This is a genomic window from Cyanobium sp. T1G-Tous, from assembly GCF_024345455.1.
Taxonomy (GTDB): Bacteria; Cyanobacteriota; Cyanobacteriia; order PCC-6307; family Cyanobiaceae; genus Cyanobium_A.
On sequence record NZ_JAGQBD010000026.1, the window covers coordinates 12,312 to 32,511 of the forward strand.

Annotated in this window: 15 protein-coding genes; 9 read left to right on the forward strand and 6 right to left on the reverse strand. The window is 54.6% G+C overall.

Annotated features, from left to right (window positions below; genetic code table 11):
- The first annotated feature begins 135 nt into the window (after positions 1-135).
- On the forward strand, positions 136-348 hold the full coding sequence (locus KBY75_RS13045) for an addiction module protein (protein ID WP_255024210.1): 213 nt from the start codon (positions 136-138) through the stop codon (positions 346-348).
- A 220-nt stretch (positions 349-568) separates the two neighbouring features.
- Here the strand turns inward: KBY75_RS13045 and KBY75_RS13050 are convergent, their stop codons facing one another.
- From KBY75_RS13050 to KBY75_RS13060, 3 genes are all read right to left on the reverse strand, one after another.
- Entirely contained in the window at positions 569-1,609 is a 1,041-nt protein-coding gene (locus KBY75_RS13050; protein ID WP_255024211.1) for a hypothetical protein, read from the reverse strand.
- A complete protein-coding gene (locus tag KBY75_RS13055; protein ID WP_255024212.1) occupies positions 1,606-1,857 on the reverse strand; it encodes a hypothetical protein in 252 nt (83 codons plus the stop codon). The genes KBY75_RS13050 and KBY75_RS13055 overlap by 4 nt, the downstream gene beginning before the upstream one ends.
- A 482-nt stretch (positions 1,858-2,339) precedes the next feature.
- Positions 2,340-2,618 carry a hypothetical protein gene (locus KBY75_RS13060; RefSeq protein WP_255024213.1) on the reverse strand — a complete coding sequence of 93 codons (279 nt, stop codon included), beginning with the start codon at positions 2,616-2,618 and terminating at the stop codon, positions 2,340-2,342.
- 221 nt (positions 2,619-2,839) lie between these two features.
- Between KBY75_RS13060 and KBY75_RS15395 the strand changes: the two genes are divergently transcribed.
- The 8 genes from KBY75_RS15395 to KBY75_RS13100 all read left to right on the forward strand — a co-directional run bounded on the left by KBY75_RS15395 (position 2,840) and on the right by KBY75_RS13100 (position 16,272).
- A complete protein-coding gene (locus tag KBY75_RS15395; protein ID WP_255024214.1) occupies positions 2,840-5,302 on the forward strand; it encodes an AAA family ATPase in 2,463 nt (820 codons plus the stop codon).
- Positions 5,303-5,304: 2 nt separating this feature from the next.
- Positions 5,305-6,561, forward strand: a complete 1,257-nt coding sequence (locus KBY75_RS13070; protein WP_255024215.1) for a hypothetical protein — start codon at positions 5,305-5,307, stop codon at positions 6,559-6,561.
- Entirely contained in the window at positions 6,561-8,597 is a 2,037-nt protein-coding gene (locus KBY75_RS13075) for a WYL domain-containing protein (protein WP_255024216.1), read from the forward strand. Before KBY75_RS13070 ends, KBY75_RS13075 begins: the two co-directional genes overlap by 1 nt.
- Positions 8,598-8,682: 85 nt before the next feature.
- On the forward strand, positions 8,683-11,451 hold the full coding sequence (locus KBY75_RS13080) for a Z1 domain-containing protein (RefSeq protein WP_255024217.1): 2,769 nt from the start codon (positions 8,683-8,685) through the stop codon (positions 11,449-11,451).
- A gap of 75 nt (positions 11,452-11,526) precedes the next feature.
- The gene (locus KBY75_RS13085) at positions 11,527-12,546 is read left to right on the forward strand and encodes a PD-(D/E)XK motif protein (protein ID WP_255024218.1); all 1,020 of its coding nucleotides are present in this window, start codon (positions 11,527-11,529) and stop codon (positions 12,544-12,546) included.
- Entirely contained in the window at positions 12,543-14,444 is a 1,902-nt protein-coding gene (locus tag KBY75_RS13090) for a hypothetical protein (RefSeq protein WP_255024219.1), read from the forward strand. The genes KBY75_RS13085 and KBY75_RS13090 overlap by 4 nt, the downstream gene beginning before the upstream one ends.
- Positions 14,441-15,349, forward strand: a complete 909-nt coding sequence (locus KBY75_RS13095) for a hypothetical protein (RefSeq protein ID WP_255024220.1) — start codon at positions 14,441-14,443, stop codon at positions 15,347-15,349. Before KBY75_RS13090 ends, KBY75_RS13095 begins: the two co-directional genes overlap by 4 nt.
- Positions 15,346-16,272, forward strand: coding sequence for a DUF6339 family protein (locus KBY75_RS13100; protein WP_255024221.1), 927 nt, complete (start codon positions 15,346-15,348; stop codon positions 16,270-16,272). The genes KBY75_RS13095 and KBY75_RS13100 overlap by 4 nt, the downstream gene beginning before the upstream one ends.
- 90 nt (positions 16,273-16,362) lie before the next feature.
- Here KBY75_RS13100 and KBY75_RS13105 read toward each other — a convergent pair whose 3' ends face one another.
- Genes KBY75_RS13105 through KBY75_RS13115 form a run of 3 tightly spaced genes read right to left on the reverse strand, consistent with a single transcriptional unit; the run spans position 16,363 to position 20,197 of the window.
- Positions 16,363-18,432 (reverse strand): DNA cytosine methyltransferase, encoded by a 2,070-nt coding sequence (locus KBY75_RS13105; protein ID WP_255024222.1) that lies wholly within the window; start codon positions 18,430-18,432, stop codon positions 16,363-16,365.
- On the reverse strand, positions 18,432-19,151 hold the full coding sequence (locus KBY75_RS13110) for a DUF6339 family protein (RefSeq protein ID WP_255024223.1): 720 nt from the start codon (positions 19,149-19,151) through the stop codon (positions 18,432-18,434). Before KBY75_RS13110 ends, KBY75_RS13105 begins: the two co-directional genes overlap by 1 nt.
- Complete coding sequence (locus tag KBY75_RS13115; RefSeq protein ID WP_255024224.1) at positions 19,148-20,197, reverse strand: hypothetical protein; 1,050 nt, start codon at positions 20,195-20,197, stop codon at positions 19,148-19,150. The genes KBY75_RS13110 and KBY75_RS13115 overlap by 4 nt, the downstream gene beginning before the upstream one ends.
- Positions 20,198-20,200: the final 3 nt, after the last annotated feature.

The following is a 20,200-nucleotide window of genomic DNA, read 5'->3' on the forward strand; positions in this document are numbered from 1 at the left end:
CGCGAGGACTGGACGAGGGATTTAGGTGGGTGTTTGACGGCTCGTTGGCAACCAGCCCCAACGGCCCCGCTACGGTTGAGAGGTCCCAGCCACCCGGTTTTGCCGGCACGGCCTGTGGTTAATGACCTTCTGACCTTGCCTTTGGTACAGCGGCTGGAGCTGGTCCAGACCCTCTGGGACTCGATTGCCGCCGAGCAGATCGGCCCTGAGCTCACAGACGTCGATCAACAGCTGATCGATCAGCGGTTGGAGAGCTTCCTGACAGACGGTGACACCGGCCTCGATGCCGAGCCCAGGACGCATCGATCAGCGGCTGGGCTGGTTTGCTCAACGCAAGAGGGGGGCTGAATTCAGGGGAGCCGGCGGGGCAGAGGGTGTTTCATGCGCATTTGCATCTTATTCCCCAGCGGCAGGGGGATTGTGAGATGCCGAGGGGTGGGGTGCAGGGGGAGATCCCAGCGCATCAGGCCTACTGACGACAGCCTGCACAACCTCAGCTACAACGAAGAAAGCGTCAGGTGCCACTGGATCACGATGCGGGTCATTACTCCTGTGGTCGTGAGGCTGATCAGAACCGATAGGGCCGCCATGGGTTCACCTTGAAACTCCAGCTCGAGGCGGTTGGCTTGGTGAAGGCGTCCACCAGCTCTTGGTGGCTGGGGAGCAGCTCCTTCTGCGAGATGGTGCGGATGGTGGTTCGTTTCCAGCTGCAAATGCCTTTGACGGCAGCGGCGGGTCCGCAGAGCAGCTTCATCCGAGCCTCCAACAGATCCTCCTTCTGCTTCAAAGGATGCAGGCCACTGTGCAGCTCGATCCAGTCGGCGTGGAGGGCCTCGGCCCGGGAGGAGCGAGCAAGCTTCAGCGGTTTTGATCCGGCGATGCTCTGCGCTGCGCAGAGCTCCTTGAGGAGTTCCATGTCGGCAGACGGTGTCAGCGTCGGCGCCTGGCGCAGGCTGAATCGCGACTTGATCCGGCTTGATCCCAGTTCTGAGATCAGATCTGGGTAAGCCTGGGCGAATCCACTGGAATCGAAACGGCGGCCAGCGTTCGTGTAATGGTGGCCGCAGATGCCCTCAATGTCTGATGTTTCTGTGCCCCCGAGCGACTGAAGCTCCAAAGCCACTCGATTGAGTTTCTGTTTGCGTTCCTTGATGGCGCGCACCACCCCCACCATCTCGTGGTGCATATCATTCGCCTCGCTATCCAGCAGCAGTTCCTCTCCGGTGTCCTCGGTGGCGGCAAGAGTCTCCAGCGCGGACGAGTGGGTGTGGAGATGTTCCAGCTCTCTGCGAATCGCTTCGGCTACGTCCACAAAGGGGCGAATGCCCTCGCCCCCGGCGCGGAACCACTCGCCACTGACGCGGTGGCGGGCCAGTTGTTGGTGCACCGATGCTTCAAGCTCGGAGATCGGTGCCGTGGTGGTGAGCGAGTCGGCAACCACCAGAATCCTGGGATTGCCGGTCTGATGCTCGAGCAGACGGTCGAAGCTGGAGCGGCCGGTTTCGTTCTCGCGGACTAGACCGATCTTCACGTAGCTGCCGTTGGGATCGCCGAATGGATCCCGCTCGGTGATGAAGTACAGGGATCCGGGAGTGCTGCTGTCAGTCATTCGCCGAACCTCGCGTTGGTCAGCAGCGACAGGCTCTGCTCAAGACGCTGGAGATCCGCACTCCAGACCGCAACCGCTTCGCCTTCCGGTGCCAGGTCGTCGAGAATCTCCTTCATCACGAAGTGGTGCCAGTCCGCCTGACGACAAACAAGGCCCAGCAGCAGATACATTTCCTCGATCGGCCCCAGCTTCAGGCCTGCGATCGTATTCTGAGCCTCCATCAGCTTCACGCTGGCTTCGTGTTTCACTCTCTCGGCGTGGAGAGCGAGCAGTTCCTGAGGCGTGTTCGGTGTGTTGGGTTCCATGCAGTTTTCGGTCGCTATTCCCACGATGGCCTCGTCCGCCAGCTGCTCTGAGGAAAGTCATGCGAATGACGGATCGGCTTGCTAAGTCATCTGGTCACAGCCAGGCCACCTCGCTTGGCTCAGCTGATGCCATCTCTCTGTGCACGCAGATATCCGCAAGCTTGCAGAACCTGCACTCGTTTTCCGATGGTGAGGGTCCGGCTCGGGGCCGCTGGCCAGTTCAATCAGGGTCGAGATCTGCTTACGGAAAAGCTCATCCGCTTCATCCGCAGGGATCCTTTCAACAGCGCCGTCGGCGTAGACGATCTCTCCTGCCGGTGGGCGAGTGATTCCCCCCAGTTCCTTCATCCATGGTGCCAGTGCCATGTATGTGAGTACCTGCGCTCTGTCCTTTCCACGAGGCCTTCCGGTCTTCGCATCGGCGATCAAACCAGGCTCTGATGGGCTTTCAGCCACCACAACGTCACATTGCCGTGGAGAGTGATGCCGTTGCGGCTCTTGGCGCGGAAGCCGTTCTCCTGCTCGAGAGCCACTGCTCGGCCGTTCCGGCTGTGGCGCATGGCAATGGCCTGTACCAGCCTTTCGTGACGTGTCACCCAATCTCCGGGTATTCCCGTTGAACGTGGAGTGCAGAACATGATCTGCTGCTGCAGGCTGAATAGGCAGTGGCGCTCACCCGCGAGGTAGGAGGCCAGCCATGTCACATGGCAGTAGGGGTTCTCTCTCGGCTCCAGGCCGAGGGCGCTGGGGGAAAGTGTGATGCAAGGTTTTTTCAAGAGCTCTCCCGAGCTTTGTTGGCAGCAGCCGGCTCGGGCCCTGGAGTCATGCGAATGACGGGGGGCCAGCGCTCCGTCGTTCGCATGAACTTGTTGCCCCCTTGCAGAGGGGTTGCTAGAAAAGGTGAATTGAGAGCTCCATCCCTCGCGTGGCAGACGCTGAAAATAAAAATTTTGAGTTCGGAATCGAGAACTTCAAGCCATATGCAGATCTTCAGAGCATTGAGCTGGGGAAAATAACTCTCATCTACGGCCCCAATTCGAGCGGGAAAAGCTCATTTATTCAAAGCTTCCTATGCGCTGCTCAATCGTCAGAGAGCTCAACATGCTCACTGAGCCTAAACGGGGAATTTGTTGAGTGTGGCACGTTCGATTCCGTTCTCAATAGAAAAATCGGAGACAAGAAAAAAGAAATAGTTCTTAAGTCAAGCAGTTCATTTACGGCTTCAAGAAGCTCATTTTCCATCGAGAAAGGAAGAAACGATATAATAAAAAACGTTGATTTTCGTCTAAATCTTCAAATACAGATTAGATCTTTTTTCAGCAAAAGCTCGACCCCCGGCGTTCTTGACATCAGCAGAATTCAGCTCATACTACCTCAGATCAATTGCTTCAAAGATAGTGATCCGGACATGCAACATGCATGGTTGCTAGCAAACAAGCCGATGCCTGGTACCAAAGAACCTCACTGCCTTGAAGATATTGATGGCGATTGGATGTCTACATGCATCGAGATGATTGGATTCATAGCAGAGGATTTAAAGCAGTGCTTGCGGGAAACAAGTGCTCAACAAAGCGACAATAATCAGGGAGCAAGAAAAGAATCTGGATATACAATCTTTGGAAATTGTCATGATCTCAACTTGCTTTGCTGCGCCTCTCTTAGCATTGGCGCTTGGCTAATTGTAAAAGATTTGGATTTATCAAAAAATACTTTTACTGCGCTTATCTTCCCTCCTTCAATGCCTTATCTTGAAGGTGAATATTTTTCTAACTTGGATTTAGTCCATAAAATCGGGGGTTTACACAATAAACTTGGCGAATACTACTCTTGTGTTGAAGAATGCTCACGCAGATTTCGTACAATTAAGTATTCACTTGGCGATGAATGTAAAGCGTCATGGGGCGCAATTCCTGTCCTAGATCAATCGGTAGAAGAGTTGTTCGAGTCGATTGAAGATGATAGTAATTGTATTGCGATCAAAAATCAAATTCTAGCCTTGACAACGGATATCCAAAATAAAATGGATGATACAACAAGCCTTGGATCATCTCTTATGACCGACTTAGGAGAGTACAGCCAAAGGTTAATCAAAATCTGCCAGATAATCGAGATGTCAATCGAAGAGATAAGAAAAATAATGTCTAATCCAATAACTAGAAACGGCAAGAAAATAGAATCTGATAACAATCAGGAGCGTGAAATATTGTTGTCACAGTACCTGACCAGGCTTTTTCAGCATGCCGATGAATCTATTGCATGTTTAGTAGATTCATTCAAGCTTTTGACATCAACACAATCAAAAATCGGGCTTCATGTGGAAATCAAAAACGATAGATTGAGCTTTGATGAGCTTAATAGTTTGATAGATGAGTGCAAACACATTTACAATAAACTGAAAAGCATGTTCGGTAGTTTAAATGATATTGACTCCTTCTTGGTATTAACAGCTCTTCTCAGTGATCGGGCAAGGATAAGCCAACGGATGATAGCCAGTAAAGCAAATGATCTCGATTATGTGGCTGATAGCGGAAAGAAAGAACGTCCTGCTATTGAAGATGTAAAAGCCCTGATGAAGGATATTAAGCGATTTTTTAAAACTGCGCAAAAAGATAAGTTCCTCTCTCCTTCTTCTCGCTCACTAACAGTCGAGAATATGTGGAAACTTATTCCAGTCTTGAGGTCAATCGAAATACTTCCACCCAAGATTCTAAAAGAAAGAGTTCTACATCTAGGCCCAGACAGGCCAACCCCTAAAAGATCGTACAGCATTGATGAGATTAATTCTGATACACAATTGCAACATCTGCCTGAATGGGATAGCAAAAAAGAAAGTTTATTCCCCGATGCCTACCAAAATAAATATTTAAAGGAGCTGGCTTGCCTCGGCATAAGAGGGGATGACATTGTAAGAGTTAATACATCGGATCCGCTTCTAAATAAGTGCAGCATCGGCATTTTGAGTGACAAAAAAATAACCAACATCTGTGACCTTGGATTTGGTGTTTCCCAAGTGATGCCTTTGGTAATCGCCTCAAAAATACCTGACAAGGATCTGATTGTTGTGCAGCAGCCGGAAACGCATTTGCATCCTGCAATGCAGGCTAATTTAGCTGATCTCTTGATCAATAGTGCTATCTCGCAAACCAATTCAGGTTCCGATAATTCAAAGCAGTGGTTGGTTGAAACCCATAGTGAAGTTCTTATGTTGAGAATTTTAAGGCGCTTAAGAGAAGGGAGTAGGCTTGATCCATCAGATTTGAAGATCTATTATGTTTATCAGAGTGATCAAGGTATATCCAAGATCAAACAAATGAAGTTCACAGATTCAGGTGATTTGCTCACTAGATGGCCAAAAGATTTTTTTGCTCAAGAAAGCATGGAGCTCTAACGATGCTTAATATTGTAGCTTTTGGCCCGTGCTTTTTTGACTCGATACGCCATCTTGATGCTGATGCTCATCGCTGCATAATTAGAGATCTAGAAAACCCAAGACTGGCTTATACAATTCACTCTGCAAGTGAAGGAAGTGAGACGTTTGATAATATTATAAATGGCCTTTTGAGAGTAACCATGAATGATGATCTTGTTGAGCCGGATGAGGTGCTCTTCTCTCACCAAACGATTAGGTTGTGGAAGAACTTCTTTGATCGTATTTATGGCGCTCCATCTAGTACATGTCGCCTTATATGTAAGGATTACAATGATTTTCTTTTATATAACTCTGCACACTCGAAGCAGATATGGATCCATCCTGGTGACATTATTGAATTCAATGTTGAACCTGGATTGTATTCCGAACTTTGCTTTGCTTCGGGTAGATCCTCAGATGCATTTCACAGCATGTTAGTACAGCAAGGAAGATTTAGTGAAGCATTTACAGATTATCTAGCTGTAGATGAATTGCTTGAGAAGATCGACATTGAGATATTGCATTTGCCTTCGCAGTTTTATAAGACGATAATTCTGTTTGATAAGTATCTGTCACATACCCTTTTTAAGTATGGATTTAGTGAAGCTGATGCCTTCCCAGGAAAACCTCCTCAAGACCAAGATCTAGATGGGTTCTCTCGTTTTCTTGAGCATTTGAAGTATCTTCCAAATCACCAGATTTCAACCATCGTATTGATAGGGCAATATCCATATAGTCGGAATAGGCTGGAGAGACCTAACAATGTCGAAGTAGCATTAAGCCGAATTAAGCAGAAGACTGAAGGATTAGACTACCTCAGAGACTTGCAGATTGAAGTTGTTTTTGTCTGCCCTTTTGATTTCCCGGATGTTTATCATGACCGCTATTGCGCGTGGTCAGCATTATATATGTCGCACCACGATGATTTTTACTTTATGAATCTTTTGCAAGACTGCTTAGGCAACGAAATGGTTTTAGATTGTGATATTACGCACTTCTGGATGGATGGAGGTCGCGGATTTCAAGCCTATGAGCAAATCGCATCTGCATCAGGTCGATCGTATCAGCATATTACATTTAACTTCCAAGCTGATATTATGGCGATGGAGAGAGATTTGTTTTACCGATTTACTTCCTGGCCTCACGGTCAGCACACTAATGGGCGCCGCGAATGGTCCTCTTTAGATGGTCATTCCTTTGAACATGGTTTTTCGCGTACGTACCCGATAACGTTGTGATGAAGCATCTTCATCTTGTTCTTGGGGATAGACATGACTCTCTCCATCGGATTGGTGCCTTGATTAGTGAGATGATTCATGGATCCCATCTACTCGATTATACAGATTTAGCCACCCCAGAAGGAGTTGGCAAGTCTTTTAATGCTCATCAAGATGAAGATCGGATTGTATCTGAATGTTCGGAGGTGTTGTCTGAGGGAAGTTGTCTCGTCATTTTGCTTCCAAATAGTCAGAAGTTCCTCCGGCTCCTTTTCTCGGAGATTTTGCTATTTAGTTTCCAACTGAGGTGCGTCTGTTGGAATATCTGCTCCGATAGTTCAAGCCTCGAGAGTGGGCCCTCTCCCAATGAAGGGTATGACGCATTTGTCGAGGTGGACGATGCGGTTAATGGACTTCATGAACGGATCGCAAATATTCTACAAGCTCTTCCGGCAATGATTACAAATTCTAGCAATAGAAACTCTCTTAAAATAAGGCATCGGTACTCCACCTTGTTTGCTTTTGAGCGGTTGATGTTCGTGATACGTACTTTCTTAAAAAATCCTGAGCTCTACCGTAGTGAATCTCTTTTTGACAGTGACATTCGTGTTCATGCTCCTACCGGCATAGAGGAAGTTGTCAGAAAGCTGTCTGAATTGGGCAGATCCGGTGCCTATTGTCGATGTCTCTTATCTCGAGAGGATGAACTTATTGAAGATCTGAGTTGGCTTGACTCGTCTGGCTTTATTGGTGAATATCCTGGTTTTGAATCTTTTCCGGAAATTTTGTTCTGTGAAGCACCTTTAGGGCGGCAAACACCTCTCAGACATCCATTTGCCGGCTGGGAGGAGTTCTCTAGGCTCATGGTTCTCATCAGGCATCTGATTTTCAATCCGGGAGATTGGGTCAAGGGTGAATCACTTAATCAATATCTGGCAGGGAGGCTTTCTCTGTATCCGGGAAGTCTCTGGACACCCACCTCTGAGGCATCGGTCAGGCATTATCTGAGAGTCGGCGTGAAGCCCTATGTCGATAATCGCGCTGCTCGAAAGGGGCACTTTCTGGGCTCTGCAGTTATCAGCCTCGGGGATCTTTCGGAGCTTGTGTCGATTGTTTCAAGCAGTGCTCCTCTGCTCAACAGCCCTCAGACCCAGGCCCTGGTGCAGTCCATTGAGCAGCGTTTGGTTTCCTTGAATGTCTCGCCGAGAAATGCACAAGCACTCAGCTCCCTTGCAGAGCGTTCGATCGTCAATCCCGAGACTGCTCCGCAGGGCTCTGTTCGTTCCAGAGAGCCTGATTTCAGAGAGCTGTCTGCTTCGATTTCGCGCAGGCAGGAGATTCGTATCCAGACCTTCGCATCTCATGGTCAACAATCATCAACTTCTTCAGGGAACCAGGGTGATTCAGCACTCGTATTGCCTTTACAATTTGTTTTCCATAGACGGGCCTGGTATCTCGCCGCTGAGGAGAGAGAACCCGGCCGGGCTGATGGCCCCATAAGATTCCTGCGTCTGGATCGATTCAGGCTTCTTCGCGTTGATCATTTACAGCAGAAGGAGGAGAGATTTTCTCTGGCATTTTCGCGTATGTGCAGGCTGGTTGACAGGACCTTTAGTCTTCCTCCGAACAAGCTCAGTTATCAGGATCAGGCTCTCGTATGGTCGACCAATAATTCATGGATGTCAGCTGACAGAACCCTGACTGTCTGTTGCCGTCTTGATCACAGAGCCTGGAAGTTCATTCGCGAGGGGCCTGACCGTCTGCCTTTCCCCCAGTTGCGAATGTCTGGGGGGCGGGAGACTCACACCACCGTATGGAAGCCGCCTGGATCATTGCCTCATATGGATCAGATCTATTGCCTTCCTGTCCACGGCAATTCAGATTATCCCTATGAACTCCAAATGGTGCTGCCTGCATGGTCAGTGGATGATTTCGATCTTCAGAACTGGCTTCTCGGCTTTGGAGCTGGCCTTGTTCTCACTGGCCCGGATTCATTCAGGCAGAAGCTCCTTGAGAGACTTCAATCCACGATCACAGCATGGGAATCGCCGCCATGACTCTGCAATTTCGTCATTCGCACGAGTTTCGATCCAGATGTGCCTATGTGGCTGAAGACTGATCTCAAGCAACGCTAAAACCGCAATGACCAATGCCTTCGCTGTCCAGATGTTTGCCACCCAGCTGCGGCTGCTTCTGCAGCAGGAGGGCTGTTTGCCGAATCAGCTCGAAGAGCTTTTCCGCCAGCGCTGGGGCGTGCCATTCAGCGATGACCAAGAGGCCTCGCTTCAGGCGGCCTTGATCGAAGTGACTGGGCAGAGCCGGCATCTTGAGGAGCTCAGGCCCGCATCGATTCTCCGTCGAAAGAAGGATCGCTGGTATCTCGGCCCCGATGCCCTCAGTGCTTCATGGGAGGCATACAAATCTCACCTTTTGTCCAAGCCTGCTTGGCGCGGCGCGATCGATTCGATTGACAACACGTCCACGCTCATCGTCAACGAGCTTCTCAATCCTTCTGGGCCGATCGGGCGCCGGCAGGGTCTTGTTCTCGGATATGTCCAGAGTGGAAAGACAGCGAACATGGCGGCCACGATCGCTAAAGCCGCTGATGCGGGCTACCGGCTTGTGATTGTTTTGGCAGGGATGACCACATCCCTTCGTCGGCAGACGCAGATTCGCTTTGACGAAGATCTCACGTCTCTCAATCGGGAGCAGTGGATCTGGCTGACTCAGCACAGCCATGATTTCTCTCTGACTCGTGGGCTTGGTCTGACCCTGCCGGAAGGTCAGACACAGATCATGGTGATCAAGAAGAACGCGGCCGTTCTTCGCCGCCTCACGGAAGCCTTGAAGGGAATGCCTTCGAAGCTACGGCTCAGGATGCCGACGTTGATTGTTGATGATGAGTGTGATCAGGCAAGCCTGAATACCCAAGCCTACAAGAACTCTGTCAGCCGCATCAATAAGCAGATCCGTGGGCTGCTCGATTCTGAGCTTCTTGCAAAGGTCACTTACCTCGGTTATACAGCAACGCCGTACGCCAACGTTCTGACTGCTGAATCCGGGCATGATGGAACCCAGGATCTCTATCCAGCGGACTTCATCATCAAGCTGCCACGCCCCGAGGCCTACTTCGGTGTCGACAGGCTGTTCGGTGATCATCCGGATTCAGTGGATGACACAGGTGATTCAGATGCTTCGGGCTTACCAATGATCAGGATTGTTCATCCTGATGAACAGTCAGCTTTGAAACCTGAAATCCGCAGCAAGCGTGATGAATTCGAGCCGCTGCTGGTGTCTTCTCTCCGCGAAGCGCTTGACTACTTCCTGCTCTGTCTTGCGGTGATGCGTCTACGCGGGCTGGGTGGTAAGCCCTGCTGCATGCTCGTCCATACGACGTTGTATGCAACCTGCCACAACAAACTCCGTCGTATGATTCAGTCCGACTGGCTCAAGAAAGTTAGATCGGATCTTCAGGATCGGCCTGATGTTTTGCTGGAGCGCTTTCGGGACATCTGGGTGAGTGAATCCTCGGCCTTGACCCCCGAAATGCGGCAGTCTCTTCAGGATTCTCAGCTGCCTGTTGAAATTGAATCCTTCGATGCAATCCAGCACGAGATACCAGTTGCGCTGGAGTCAATCACCACCATCGTTGAAAATGGTGAGTCGGATGACTTCCTTGATTTCGCAGATGAGAAGAAACGCCATGCAATCGTCATCGGTGGCAATGTTCTGGCCCGTGGGCTGACCATTGAAGGCCTCACCGTCAGTTATTTTGTGCGGGCATCCTCCCAGTTCGACACGCTGATGCAGATGGGCCGCTGGTTCGGATATCGCCTCGGCTACAGCGATCTTCCCCGCATCTGGATGACGCCTGATCTGAATGCTGCCTTCATGGATCTCGTTGTTCTCGAGAATGAGATCCGATCCGACATCACTCTGATGAGTGAACAGAACCTCACTCCACGCGAGTTCTCAATCCGCGTGCCACAGATGCCGGGAATGGCACTCACGGCGCGCAACAAGTTGGTGATGGAGAACATCGACAACTGCCGGATCAGCTTTCGTGGACAGCACCAGCAGATGATCGGTTTCCCTTCGGAGAGGGAGTTTCATAACGGCAACCGCCGTGCCACGGAACAGTTCCTTGAGCAGTGTTCTGGCCGCTCAGTTCCGGAGGTGATTGAACGAAATGGAACTGTGTTGTTCCGTGACGTGCCTTATGAGATGGTCCGCCTTTTCCTCAGCCGTTTTGACCTTCATAAGGAATCGATGAAGCCGATTCCTGCGTTCATCAGCGATGAGGTCGACCAAGGTGAAAAGTATATCCGCACTTGGAATGTTGCTGTTGTGGGCGAGTCATCAACCGATGTGTGGAAAGAACGTCGAGCAATCAGATTCGGAGGCGTTGATGTGCAGCGCATCAGCCGCCGCCGTATCGAGCAGCCGATCGCACCGGATCCGATCTACATCAAGGCCTTGATGAGTGCGGATCATGTCCTTCTGGATCTTCCTGATCAATCCAGGGAGGCTATCAGGAATGAACTCGCACCTCACGACTGGTCTGGCAGGAAGCGACGCCGCACTGAGGAGCTTGGTTCCAATCAGTGCCCTCTGCTGCTGATCTACATCCTGGACAAGGATTCCTGTGGCGCTGAGAAATCACCACCAAAGCCAGGCAAGGCAACACGCGTACCGATCACTCATGGCCTTGAAGGTGATGCTGTTGATGACCACATCATTGCTCTAGGTTTTGTCTTCCCTGACGAAAGTCCCGGGGATACAAGGCCGAAGAAGTATCTCCGGCTTCGGCTTCCCCAGCTGAATCCGGATGAGCTGGGTGAAGAGCCCGATGATGAGGATCTTCCTGAAATTGAAGTCGATCCAGAGGATCGTCGCCCACGCGGGCGCTGAACCCACCCGGATGCCCCATTCAGGGGTTCCGAAGATTCCCCCTTGCCTCGACAATATTTTCACGAGTTGATGATCATGACCGAGCCGATCGATCTTTCCACCTACTGGGGCACACTGCAGACCCGTTCCCCTGAGGAATGCAACCTACTTGTCGTGGAACTGGAAGTACCGGATCTGCCCAGCCGTTCCGTGCTCCTCTGTCATGACGAATCACGGGTTCGAGGATTGCTTCTGCGCCTTGCATCACCCGGCGCCTCTCTTCCTCAGTTGAAAACTGCTGCTCTTCGGACAAGCCACGACTCGAGAACCGCTGATTCAGGCGCGATTGAGCACTTCATACGTATCGACTGCATGTCGGATGAGCTCAATTCGGTGTTCGACAAGTTGATCGAGCGGGTGATCCAGCGGCTCGTTCAGGGTTCAACGGCTGCCGATGCATGCCGGGACGCGGTGCGTGAGTTCCGACGGCTTCTCGCAAGAAGCCGGGGCGATCTTCCTGCTGAGGAGGTGATCATCGGCCTCATCGGTGAATTGCATCTTCTGCTCCAACTCGTGGAGATTGAACCCAACCACTGGAGATCCTGGATCGGTTTTAGGGGAACCAATGTCGATTTCAGTTTTGCCGATGTCGATATCGAATGCAAAACGGGTCGATCCAGTGATGCACCTCGTATCACCGTGCATGGCCTTGATCAGCTCGAGCCGATGAACGGGCATCGCCTTTTCCTTCGCCATCTCTCCGTGGAACCCAATCCCTCAGGTCCTCTGCATGTCCCAAGGCTGATCGACATGGTTCTCAGGCATGTCGTTGATCAGGAGGGCTTCATGGATCTGATCGCACAGACCCCCTATGACACCGCGCAGCGTGATTTGTGGGAGGAACAGGCTTATTCGCCTGTTGCGTCAACCATTTACTCGGTCAACAACGCTTTCCCCCGGATACGTCCGTCGACATTCGAGGCCGGTCAACTGCCGGCTGCGATTTCATCCCTCCGGTACGACATCGCTCTTCAGCATGCCGTCAGCTGCAGACTTACTGAAGCTGACTCGCTAGCACTCTTGAACTGTCTTGTCAGCGAGGTACATGCGACGTGACTGACCCTATCCGTCTGCAGAGCGAACCGAATCCTCCTTCGGGGGCCATCACCGCTGAGGGCCTCCTCAACACCATGGGCCGCCCGAAGAAGCTCTCCGCCACGGAGATGCTGATTCGCGAGAGCCTTCAGAACAGCTGGGATGCGGGTGGGATCGAGGGCGTCCAGCCCCATTACGCCGTACGCCTTTTCACACCTGCTCCTGAGCAGATGGAGGCGTACAGGCAGTTCTTCACGGATCGACCCACAGGTGAGTCCTGCCCCGTCCGCAGGGGGCTTGATCATTTCTTCAGCGCTGAATCTCCGGTGCTAATGGAGATCAGCGATCGTGGAACCGTTGGTCTTGGTGGACCCACCCGCGCCGATGGAGACGATGCGGGTGACTTCGCCAATTTCCTCAGGAATATCGGCAAACCCAGGGATGTGGAGCAGGGAGGGGGGACCTACGGATTCGGTAAGTCCTCCTTCTATCTGATGAGTGGCCCTCAGCTTCTTGTCGTCGATACCCTCACCGACTTTGAAGGCCGAGAGCAGCGCAGGCTTCTGGCCCATGCCGCCGGGGAAAGTTTCAATCACGAGGGTCGCCACTACACAGGCCGGCACTGGTGGGGTGTGCCCAGCACCGAGATTCCCGATTTCGTTGATCCCGCCCTTGATGGAGATGCAGCTGCGATCGCTCAATCTCTTGGTTTCTCCAGCCGGGAGACAGGGGCCACCGGCACCTCGCTCATGCTGCTCGACCCCCGTCTTGATGATCTTGCTGATCTTATGGGCGGGCCGGCGGCAGGTGGCCTCACCGATGAAGTGCGTCGCCGCATCGGATTCCGACTTCAGGAGATGCTGCTCTGGTGGTGCTGGCCGAAACTGGTTCGTGATGTCGATGGCAGGGCGCCCATGCGCATCACGATCGACTGCTTCGGGGAGGATTTCAGCCCTCCGGATCCGGATTCGGTGCCTCAGCTGTGCGGTTTTGCTGAATCACTGCGCCGGACGAGGCAGCAACTTCCTGAGGATGCTGTGGGACCACAGAAGCCAAGGACAATTTCCGGGTATCTCTTCGTTTCAGAGAGAAAGGCCGGGGCATTGACTCCCTATCGGCAATGGCGGTCTGTTCTCGGCAATTCAGCGCTGATTCCTGATGCGATGGCGCATATCGCGCTTCTGCGCCCTGCCGAACTTGTTGTTCGCTACGAGGAAGGCTCTGTGGCTGAGGTGGACGGCACTGAATGGACCGGGGTGTTCCGCTGTTCGGATGAACCAGAGATCGAGCAAGCCTTCGCATTGTCGGAACCACCGGCCCATGACGACTGGGAAACCAGCCAACGCCTCTCATGGGTGCAGACAAGGATTGTCAAGGCAGCGCTGAACAGACTCAAGGATGAGAGGCTCGATCGGACAAGGCAAAACAGGCCTGAACAGGCGGGCTCCACTGAGGGCGATTCGGTGGCATCGCTTTCCAGGCGGATCGGCGCAGCATTGATCGGCTTGGGCCGGGGCGGTGCCGGCGCTGAACCCCGTAATCCGAGGAAACCAGGCACAAGAAAGCGGAAGCTGCGGCTGTCGCAGCCCATCCCATGCGGAACCCGGATCGAGGACGGCCTCGTGCTGACCTCCTTCGAGCTCACGCTTCGAGGGGATCCAGCCTCCCACGCGAAGGTGTCGATCAGACCCACGATTCAGGCGGACGTATCCAGCACAGAGGAGTCGGCGCCGAACGGCCTGAAGCCGGCTGTCACTGCCATCGAGGTTGCAGGTGAAGCTGTCGATGTCTCCGATTCCCTCGTTATCCCAGGCAGTGCTGCGGGAACCCTGATTCGCGTGGATGTGTCCATGCCTGATTACGTGGCGATCGGCCTCGACATCAGCTGCGAGGAGATCCCAGCGGAGGTGGACGCATGAGGCCCGTCGCCTATCCCTACCCGGTCCTGCCTGCATCCGTTCTGAAGGATCCCGAATGGTTCCTCACCTGTGGTGATGAGCTCACTCCGCTCAGGGATGGAATTGATGCCTGGGATGCCGAGCTGCCTCTGGCTCTGCATGCACCCCTTGACGGCTGGCCTGCGTTCGATGATGTATTCGAGGCTTGTGGGCTGAATGAGGCGTTGCAGCATGCATTCCTCGCCGTTCTCGTCGAGACTGGCCCTTCACCGATCACGGGGAACCGCTTCACGGCGTTCCGGCAGCCTCTCCGGGCCATCGACCGGGACGCCGGCATCACCGTCAACCTCGATTCCAGCCTTCTGATCGAGAAAGTCACCCTGCACCTGCTGATCACCGTCGATTCGTGCACGGTGCCTGGTTTTGAGCTCAGGGCCGGCAGCGTGCTGTTCCGGCATGCCTTCAGCTTTCCCTTGGAGGGCAGTTTCGCGAATTTCCCGGTGCGCCCTGTCAGCTTCGCTGAGCAGAAGCTGAATCCAGGCTTCTGGCAGGTCGACGTCGGCTTGATTAGTGATCTCGATCAGAGTCTGCTCGGCACCCTGCTCGTCTATCTCAACAGTGATCACGCTGACGTGATCGAGAGACTGAATTCCGGAAAGGACCGTGCCCTCGAATGTCTGTTTCAGGCCGACATCGTCGCCACCGTGCTGCAGGTGATCCTTGGGGACGACTCGCTGGACCCCAAATCCGGGCAGATCTATGCGGAGGGTTCCATCGGCGAGGTGGCGGCCGGCTGGCTGGCTGGTCTGCGGGAGGATGCCGGTGCAGTGCTCACCGTGCCGATGCTCCGCGAGGAGATGCTGAGCCGGCCTGGGGTGTTCCGCGCCCGTTGCCAGGCCTTCGCACTCATGGAGGTGGTCTCGTGAGCTGGCTGTTCCCTCAGATCCCGCGGCCCCATGCCGAGCAGCTCATCGAGCTGTTCAACGCCGATCCTGCCAACCGCTGCTTTACGGGGTTTGACCATCCACAGAGGTTCTACCAGGCCTCCGGTGGAGACCGGCTCCCTGATCGGGAGCTGCAAACGGTACGTGACGCCATCCTTGCCATCGCCGGGCAATTCGGTTTCCCCGATCAGCCTCCAACCAGCACGCGCAACCGTGATTACGCCAGGTTCGAAGCTGAGGTCGCCGAGTGGTTCGCGGGCTGGTCTGCACTTGATACCGGGCGGTCCGGCGTCACTGCGGAGACAACGCGCCGAGACTGGTGGACATACCTGACTCTCATCGTTCTGCCCGAGGTGGCTTGCTGGCGGTGGGTTTCGGAGACACAGGGCAATCTGCTCAAGCATGAACGCTTCCTCGGAGGAGGGCGCAACACCTTTCAGCGCATTCACCGCCGGGTTCTCTGCCTTGATCGAGGGCCGCAGCACTCCGATCGATTCGGGCTGATTCGGCATTTGAAGGAGGATGACTTCTCTGCCATCCTTGAACGACCCTCACTGAGCTCTTCCCCTCGGATTGCTCGTATCCTTGCTGAGGAATTGCTCCGGATGAGGGCGCGGCTTACAGCGAGTGGATGGGGGCTCAGCCAGCAGCAATCGGTGTACCGGCAGGCCATCAAGGATCTGTGTGCCTACGGCATCGTGACGGTCTTCGATTTCCTTGACGACGATCAGCTCAGCAACGTTGTGAGTGGGGCGTTCAGAAACTGCGAGGGCCGGTTTAAGCCCGAGAACCTGGCTTCCGGCTACGCCGCCCGAGGTCGTGGAAGGGGGGGGCGACTGCTCGGTGCAGTCAGAAGCATTTTTTCGGGGGGTGCTGAGCCGATGCCTGAGGACAATGATCAGTAGTGGGGGGCTGAACCGTTGTGCAGGCCTCTGGCTGGGCATCAGCGGTAGCAATGTGGCCCCGATCAATGCGGTTGAAGTGTCTCAGGTCGCTCAGGCGACTTGGACGGAGACATCTCCGTCCCTCCCTTGACAGCAGACCCTGCTGATGCAGAGGGGGCAGGCGTCACTGCTTCCTGACGGCCCACCATCACAGAGTGCTTCCGGCTGACACCAGCGCTCCGCCACTGCGACTGCCGCTCTGTAGATCTTTCCGTCCTGATCTCCACCAAGCATCAGGCCGAGGTTCAGTTCCCGGTGCTGGCGCGAGCTCAGTTTTTCCAGGCGTCCGCTCCCGGTGATCCTGCTCACCATGCGGCCCAGCCCGACGCTGCAGCTGCGATCGGTGGTGATGCCCACCATCGCAAGGCACTGGCGGATGCGGTCACGCCCCAGCCCTTTGAGGTCAGTTCGCACCCATTCGCGCCAGTCGAGCTGTTCGCGGAGCTGGATCGCTACCTGCTGCAGCAGATCCTCCGTTTTCTCCAGATGCAGGCTGCGGAAGGTTCGCCGTCTGTGCGGCTCTGAATCCTGCAGGAAAGCTTCGTGATCGGGCCACCTCTGCTGCACCCGTTTCCAGAACGGCGCCTGCCGATCAGGCTCCAGTTCACCAACCAGCAGTTCGCCGAGAAACACTCTCCAGGCTTTCAGTGTTTCAGGGATCTCCTCACCGCTCTCCTTCTGGCGTGCCCAGGGCTGTAGCGACACCACACCTTCTTCCCGATACCAGTGCAGCAGCAGATCGCGGATCGCATCCGGATCAGCCCATCCCGATTCATCGGTCTGTTGATTGATGGCCCTGAGCATGGCCCTTCCCAGTGCTTCGCCCACAAGGGGAGCAACTGCTTCACCCACTTGATGGAACCGGTTGGAGGGTGTGCCGTGAAAACGAAAGCCATCGGGGAACGACTGCACCCTTGCCGCTTCCCGTATCGAAAGGGTCCGGTTCTGCTGAGGATGGATGTACCAGTAGCCGTCCTTCGACATATGAGCCGTCACGGTCAGGCACGGCTCCTGAGCCTTGAGGATGTTGTATTTGTTGCTGAAGCTTCCCTCCCGTTCCTTGCGGCGGGTGGCTCGCCCCTCGCGTTCGGCCCGGCTGGTGACGGCATAGCGGCGCTGCTCGTCGCTGAGCTGGTGATACTTCAGCCCTGTGATCCGCATGAGCTGGAAGGTTTCCAGATCATCGCCTCGAACCTTGCGGGTGATGTGGTCGTGCACCTCGCCTTCCCGCACGGGAAGCCAGTCCCGCATGAGCTGCTGATAGTCGTTTGTTGGGCCGCCGTAGGGACAAGTCTTCTCCCATTCCTCCCACCAGTCGCCCTTCAGTTCAGGCAGATCACTGATCGCTTCATCCAGGCTGATGCCCTCCTCCATCTGCCCGTACAAAGGCGCCGGCCACTCCAGTGGTGAGCTGTATCGGGCTCCACTGCCATCCGGAAGCCTTGTGCCGGCGATGAAAAGCCTTGGCCTGAGCTGAGGAACGCCGTATTCCCAGGCATGCACGATGCGGGCGTGCACTCGGTAGCCAAGTGATTCGGCACGGCTCACGATCCCGCGGAACACCTCCTGATCACCTGTTTGGGCGATGTCTGGAACGTTCTCCATCAGGAACGCCCGCGGCCTGACGCCTTCCACAACGGCAAGGAACGATTCCCACAGTTCCCGCCTCCCCTGGTTCAGCTCGTTGTGCTGATCAATCACGTCGTCGTCATGCTTTCGCCAGCGGATGTTGCGCGAGAAGGGCTGACAGGGTGGCCCCCCAGCCACGAGCGCCACTTCCCCGCCGGCATTCAGCTGCCTGCAGAGCTCCTCCAGCACCTCCGAGTCGCTGAGATCACACTGCTCGGAGCAGCCACCGAAGTGATGGCGATGGGTGGCGATCGAGTCTGGACGGATGTCGCAGGCCAGCACTACCTCGAATCCGGCGCGGTGGAGCCCCAGGCTCAGGCCACCTGCTCCGCAGAACAGATCCACAGCAAGCGGCGAGTCTTTAGGAAGCGAACGCATGTGCCGGGGCAGTTCCTCGAGACTGCAGCTCCCCGAGTTGGGTTCGAGAACCTGCTCAGGCCCTTTGAGGGCCTTGAGGCGATGTTCGTCGTTCGGAATCAGACTCCTCACCATCAGGTTGATTCCCTCATCCGTTCATCATCGTGAAGAAGCAAACTGATTTCTTCCTCCTCAAGATGGTCGAGACAGACGGAGCCACCCAAGGCGTTGAGTCTGCGGACACCAGACCGGACGAGAAGATCAGGCAGATCAGCGAGTTCACGGGTCAGAACCCTATTAACCGTTGGGAGCAGGCCATATTCACGGTCACTGAGGCCAAGGTGGAGCTCTTGGCTGCTGAACAGTCTCCGCACGAGGGCGTAATCATTGCCTTCACTGCCGATCAGGCGCTCGGCAGCGAAAAAGAGTCGCGCAAAGGTATTGCGGCCATGACCATTGATCGAAGGCGTGCCTAGAAAACGAACAGCAGGAACCGGCCTGTGGCCGTTTCCTGTTACGAACCCTTCCTCCGGATCTGACGGAACCGAACCCCGCCATCGGAGCCATACAACGTCCGGATAGCGCACCACGGTGAGCCAGTGCCAGATCCGCATGTCGGTTTTCAGAGATTCGTCCAGATCCCTGAGGCTGCGGTGGAGTGGTTCGACTAGATGAGAATCGAGAGCAGACTCCCTGATTCCATTTTCGGTGATCTCACCGATCACCTCGTCGAGCGAACGCAGATCGATCGAGCGGGAGAGACTGATCACAGGCAGATCCCTGCCCAATCGCAGCGCCTCGATCAGACCCTGGTCACTGATGGGGCTCTGCAGCCTGTGAAGATCTTTCCTCATGCCGCTTCCACCCTGGGTTCAGTCGTGATGTCGCTCGCTGAAGCAGATGCGTCAGAATCAGTCTCCAAGTGAGCGCCTTCCGCCATTGCTTCGGCCAGCCTCACCAGCCTTGTTTCCTGCTGAACCAGCAGGGGGAGACGGAGCATCAGAGCGGTGAAGCCACCCGGCCGCCTGAGCTCTTCGGCTAGCAGAGGCAATGCGGCATAAGGGGGGAGATCAACGCCGGCAAGGCCTGCAGCGAAAAGCCCGAGCAAGCGACGCTGCCAGGCACTGATCAATTCGATCGATTCCTCGGGAACGCAGCCTGAGTCAGCTGTGACGACCCTCTCGAGATCATGCAAAGCAGTGGAGACAAGGACGGGCCAGACGGTGGCACAGATGCTGCAGAACAGAGCGTCTCGCAGCAGCGCACCGCCGTTGCGTCGACGTCCGCGGTTCATCAACAGCCGGCGAAGCGGAGCGCTCACGGCGGCGTTCAGTTCAATCGTGGGTGGTTCACCCGGCAGGATCCTGAACAGCTGCTGCTGAAACCCTGAAGGGAAGGTTTCCCAGCGGAGATGAAACAGTGGCTCCGTTGAACGGGTGCGACCTGTGAAGCGAACGAGATGGATCCTGCTTCGTCCGAGGATCTGGCCACGCAGACAGCCATAACCGTCCATCGGTGATTCAGGTGCGCGGGTCCTCAGCAGCAGGGCTTCCGCACGTATCTCCTCGCCATCGATGAAGGCTGTGTAGGCGGTTTCCGCGAACCACAACCCCAGTCCGTCATGTTCAAGAGGTATGACGATGCGTCGCCCGGTGGAGCGGCTGATCAGACGGCAGACGAACTGAGCCGGGGGATCATCCTGTTCATGAGGCAGGAGGCAATCTTCCCAGCCCCAGGGCGGAGTGAGAAGAATTTCGAGCTTCACATTCTCCAGATCCTCTCGGAAACGGAAGGTGACGGCATTGCTCACCTCCTGAATCACCTCCTCGGCGATACTCTCCGGAGCGGTGACCCGGAAGGCACCATCAAGATCAACGGTCTGCCAGGGAAGAAATTCCATTGC

Bases quoted from the DNA above. Each gene is read 5' to 3' on its own strand.
- KBY75_RS13110 (WP_255024223.1), bottom strand. From the start codon at position 19,151: ATGAGGAAAGATCTTCACAGGCTGCAGAGCCCCATCAGTGACCAGGGT.
- KBY75_RS13095 (WP_255024220.1), top strand. From the start codon at position 14,441: ATGAGGCCCGTCGCCTATCCCTACCCGGTCCTGCCTGCATCCGTTCTG.
- KBY75_RS13080 (WP_255024217.1), top strand. From the start codon at position 8,683: ATGACCAATGCCTTCGCTGTCCAGATGTTTGCCACCCAGCTGCGGCTG.
- KBY75_RS13070 (WP_255024215.1), top strand. From the start codon at position 5,305: ATGCTTAATATTGTAGCTTTTGGCCCGTGCTTTTTTGACTCGATACGC.
- KBY75_RS13085 (WP_255024218.1), top strand. From the start codon at position 11,527: ATGACCGAGCCGATCGATCTTTCCACCTACTGGGGCACACTGCAGACC.
- KBY75_RS13075 (WP_255024216.1), top strand. From the start codon at position 6,561: ATGAAGCATCTTCATCTTGTTCTTGGGGATAGACATGACTCTCTCCAT.
- KBY75_RS13105 (WP_255024222.1), bottom strand. From the start codon at position 18,432: ATGGTGAGGAGTCTGATTCCGAACGACGAACATCGCCTCAAGGCCCTC.
- KBY75_RS13050 (WP_255024211.1), bottom strand. From the start codon at position 1,609: ATGACTGACAGCAGCACTCCCGGATCCCTGTACTTCATCACCGAGCGG.
- KBY75_RS13115 (WP_255024224.1), bottom strand. From the start codon at position 20,197: ATGGAATTTCTTCCCTGGCAGACCGTTGATCTTGATGGTGCCTTCCGG.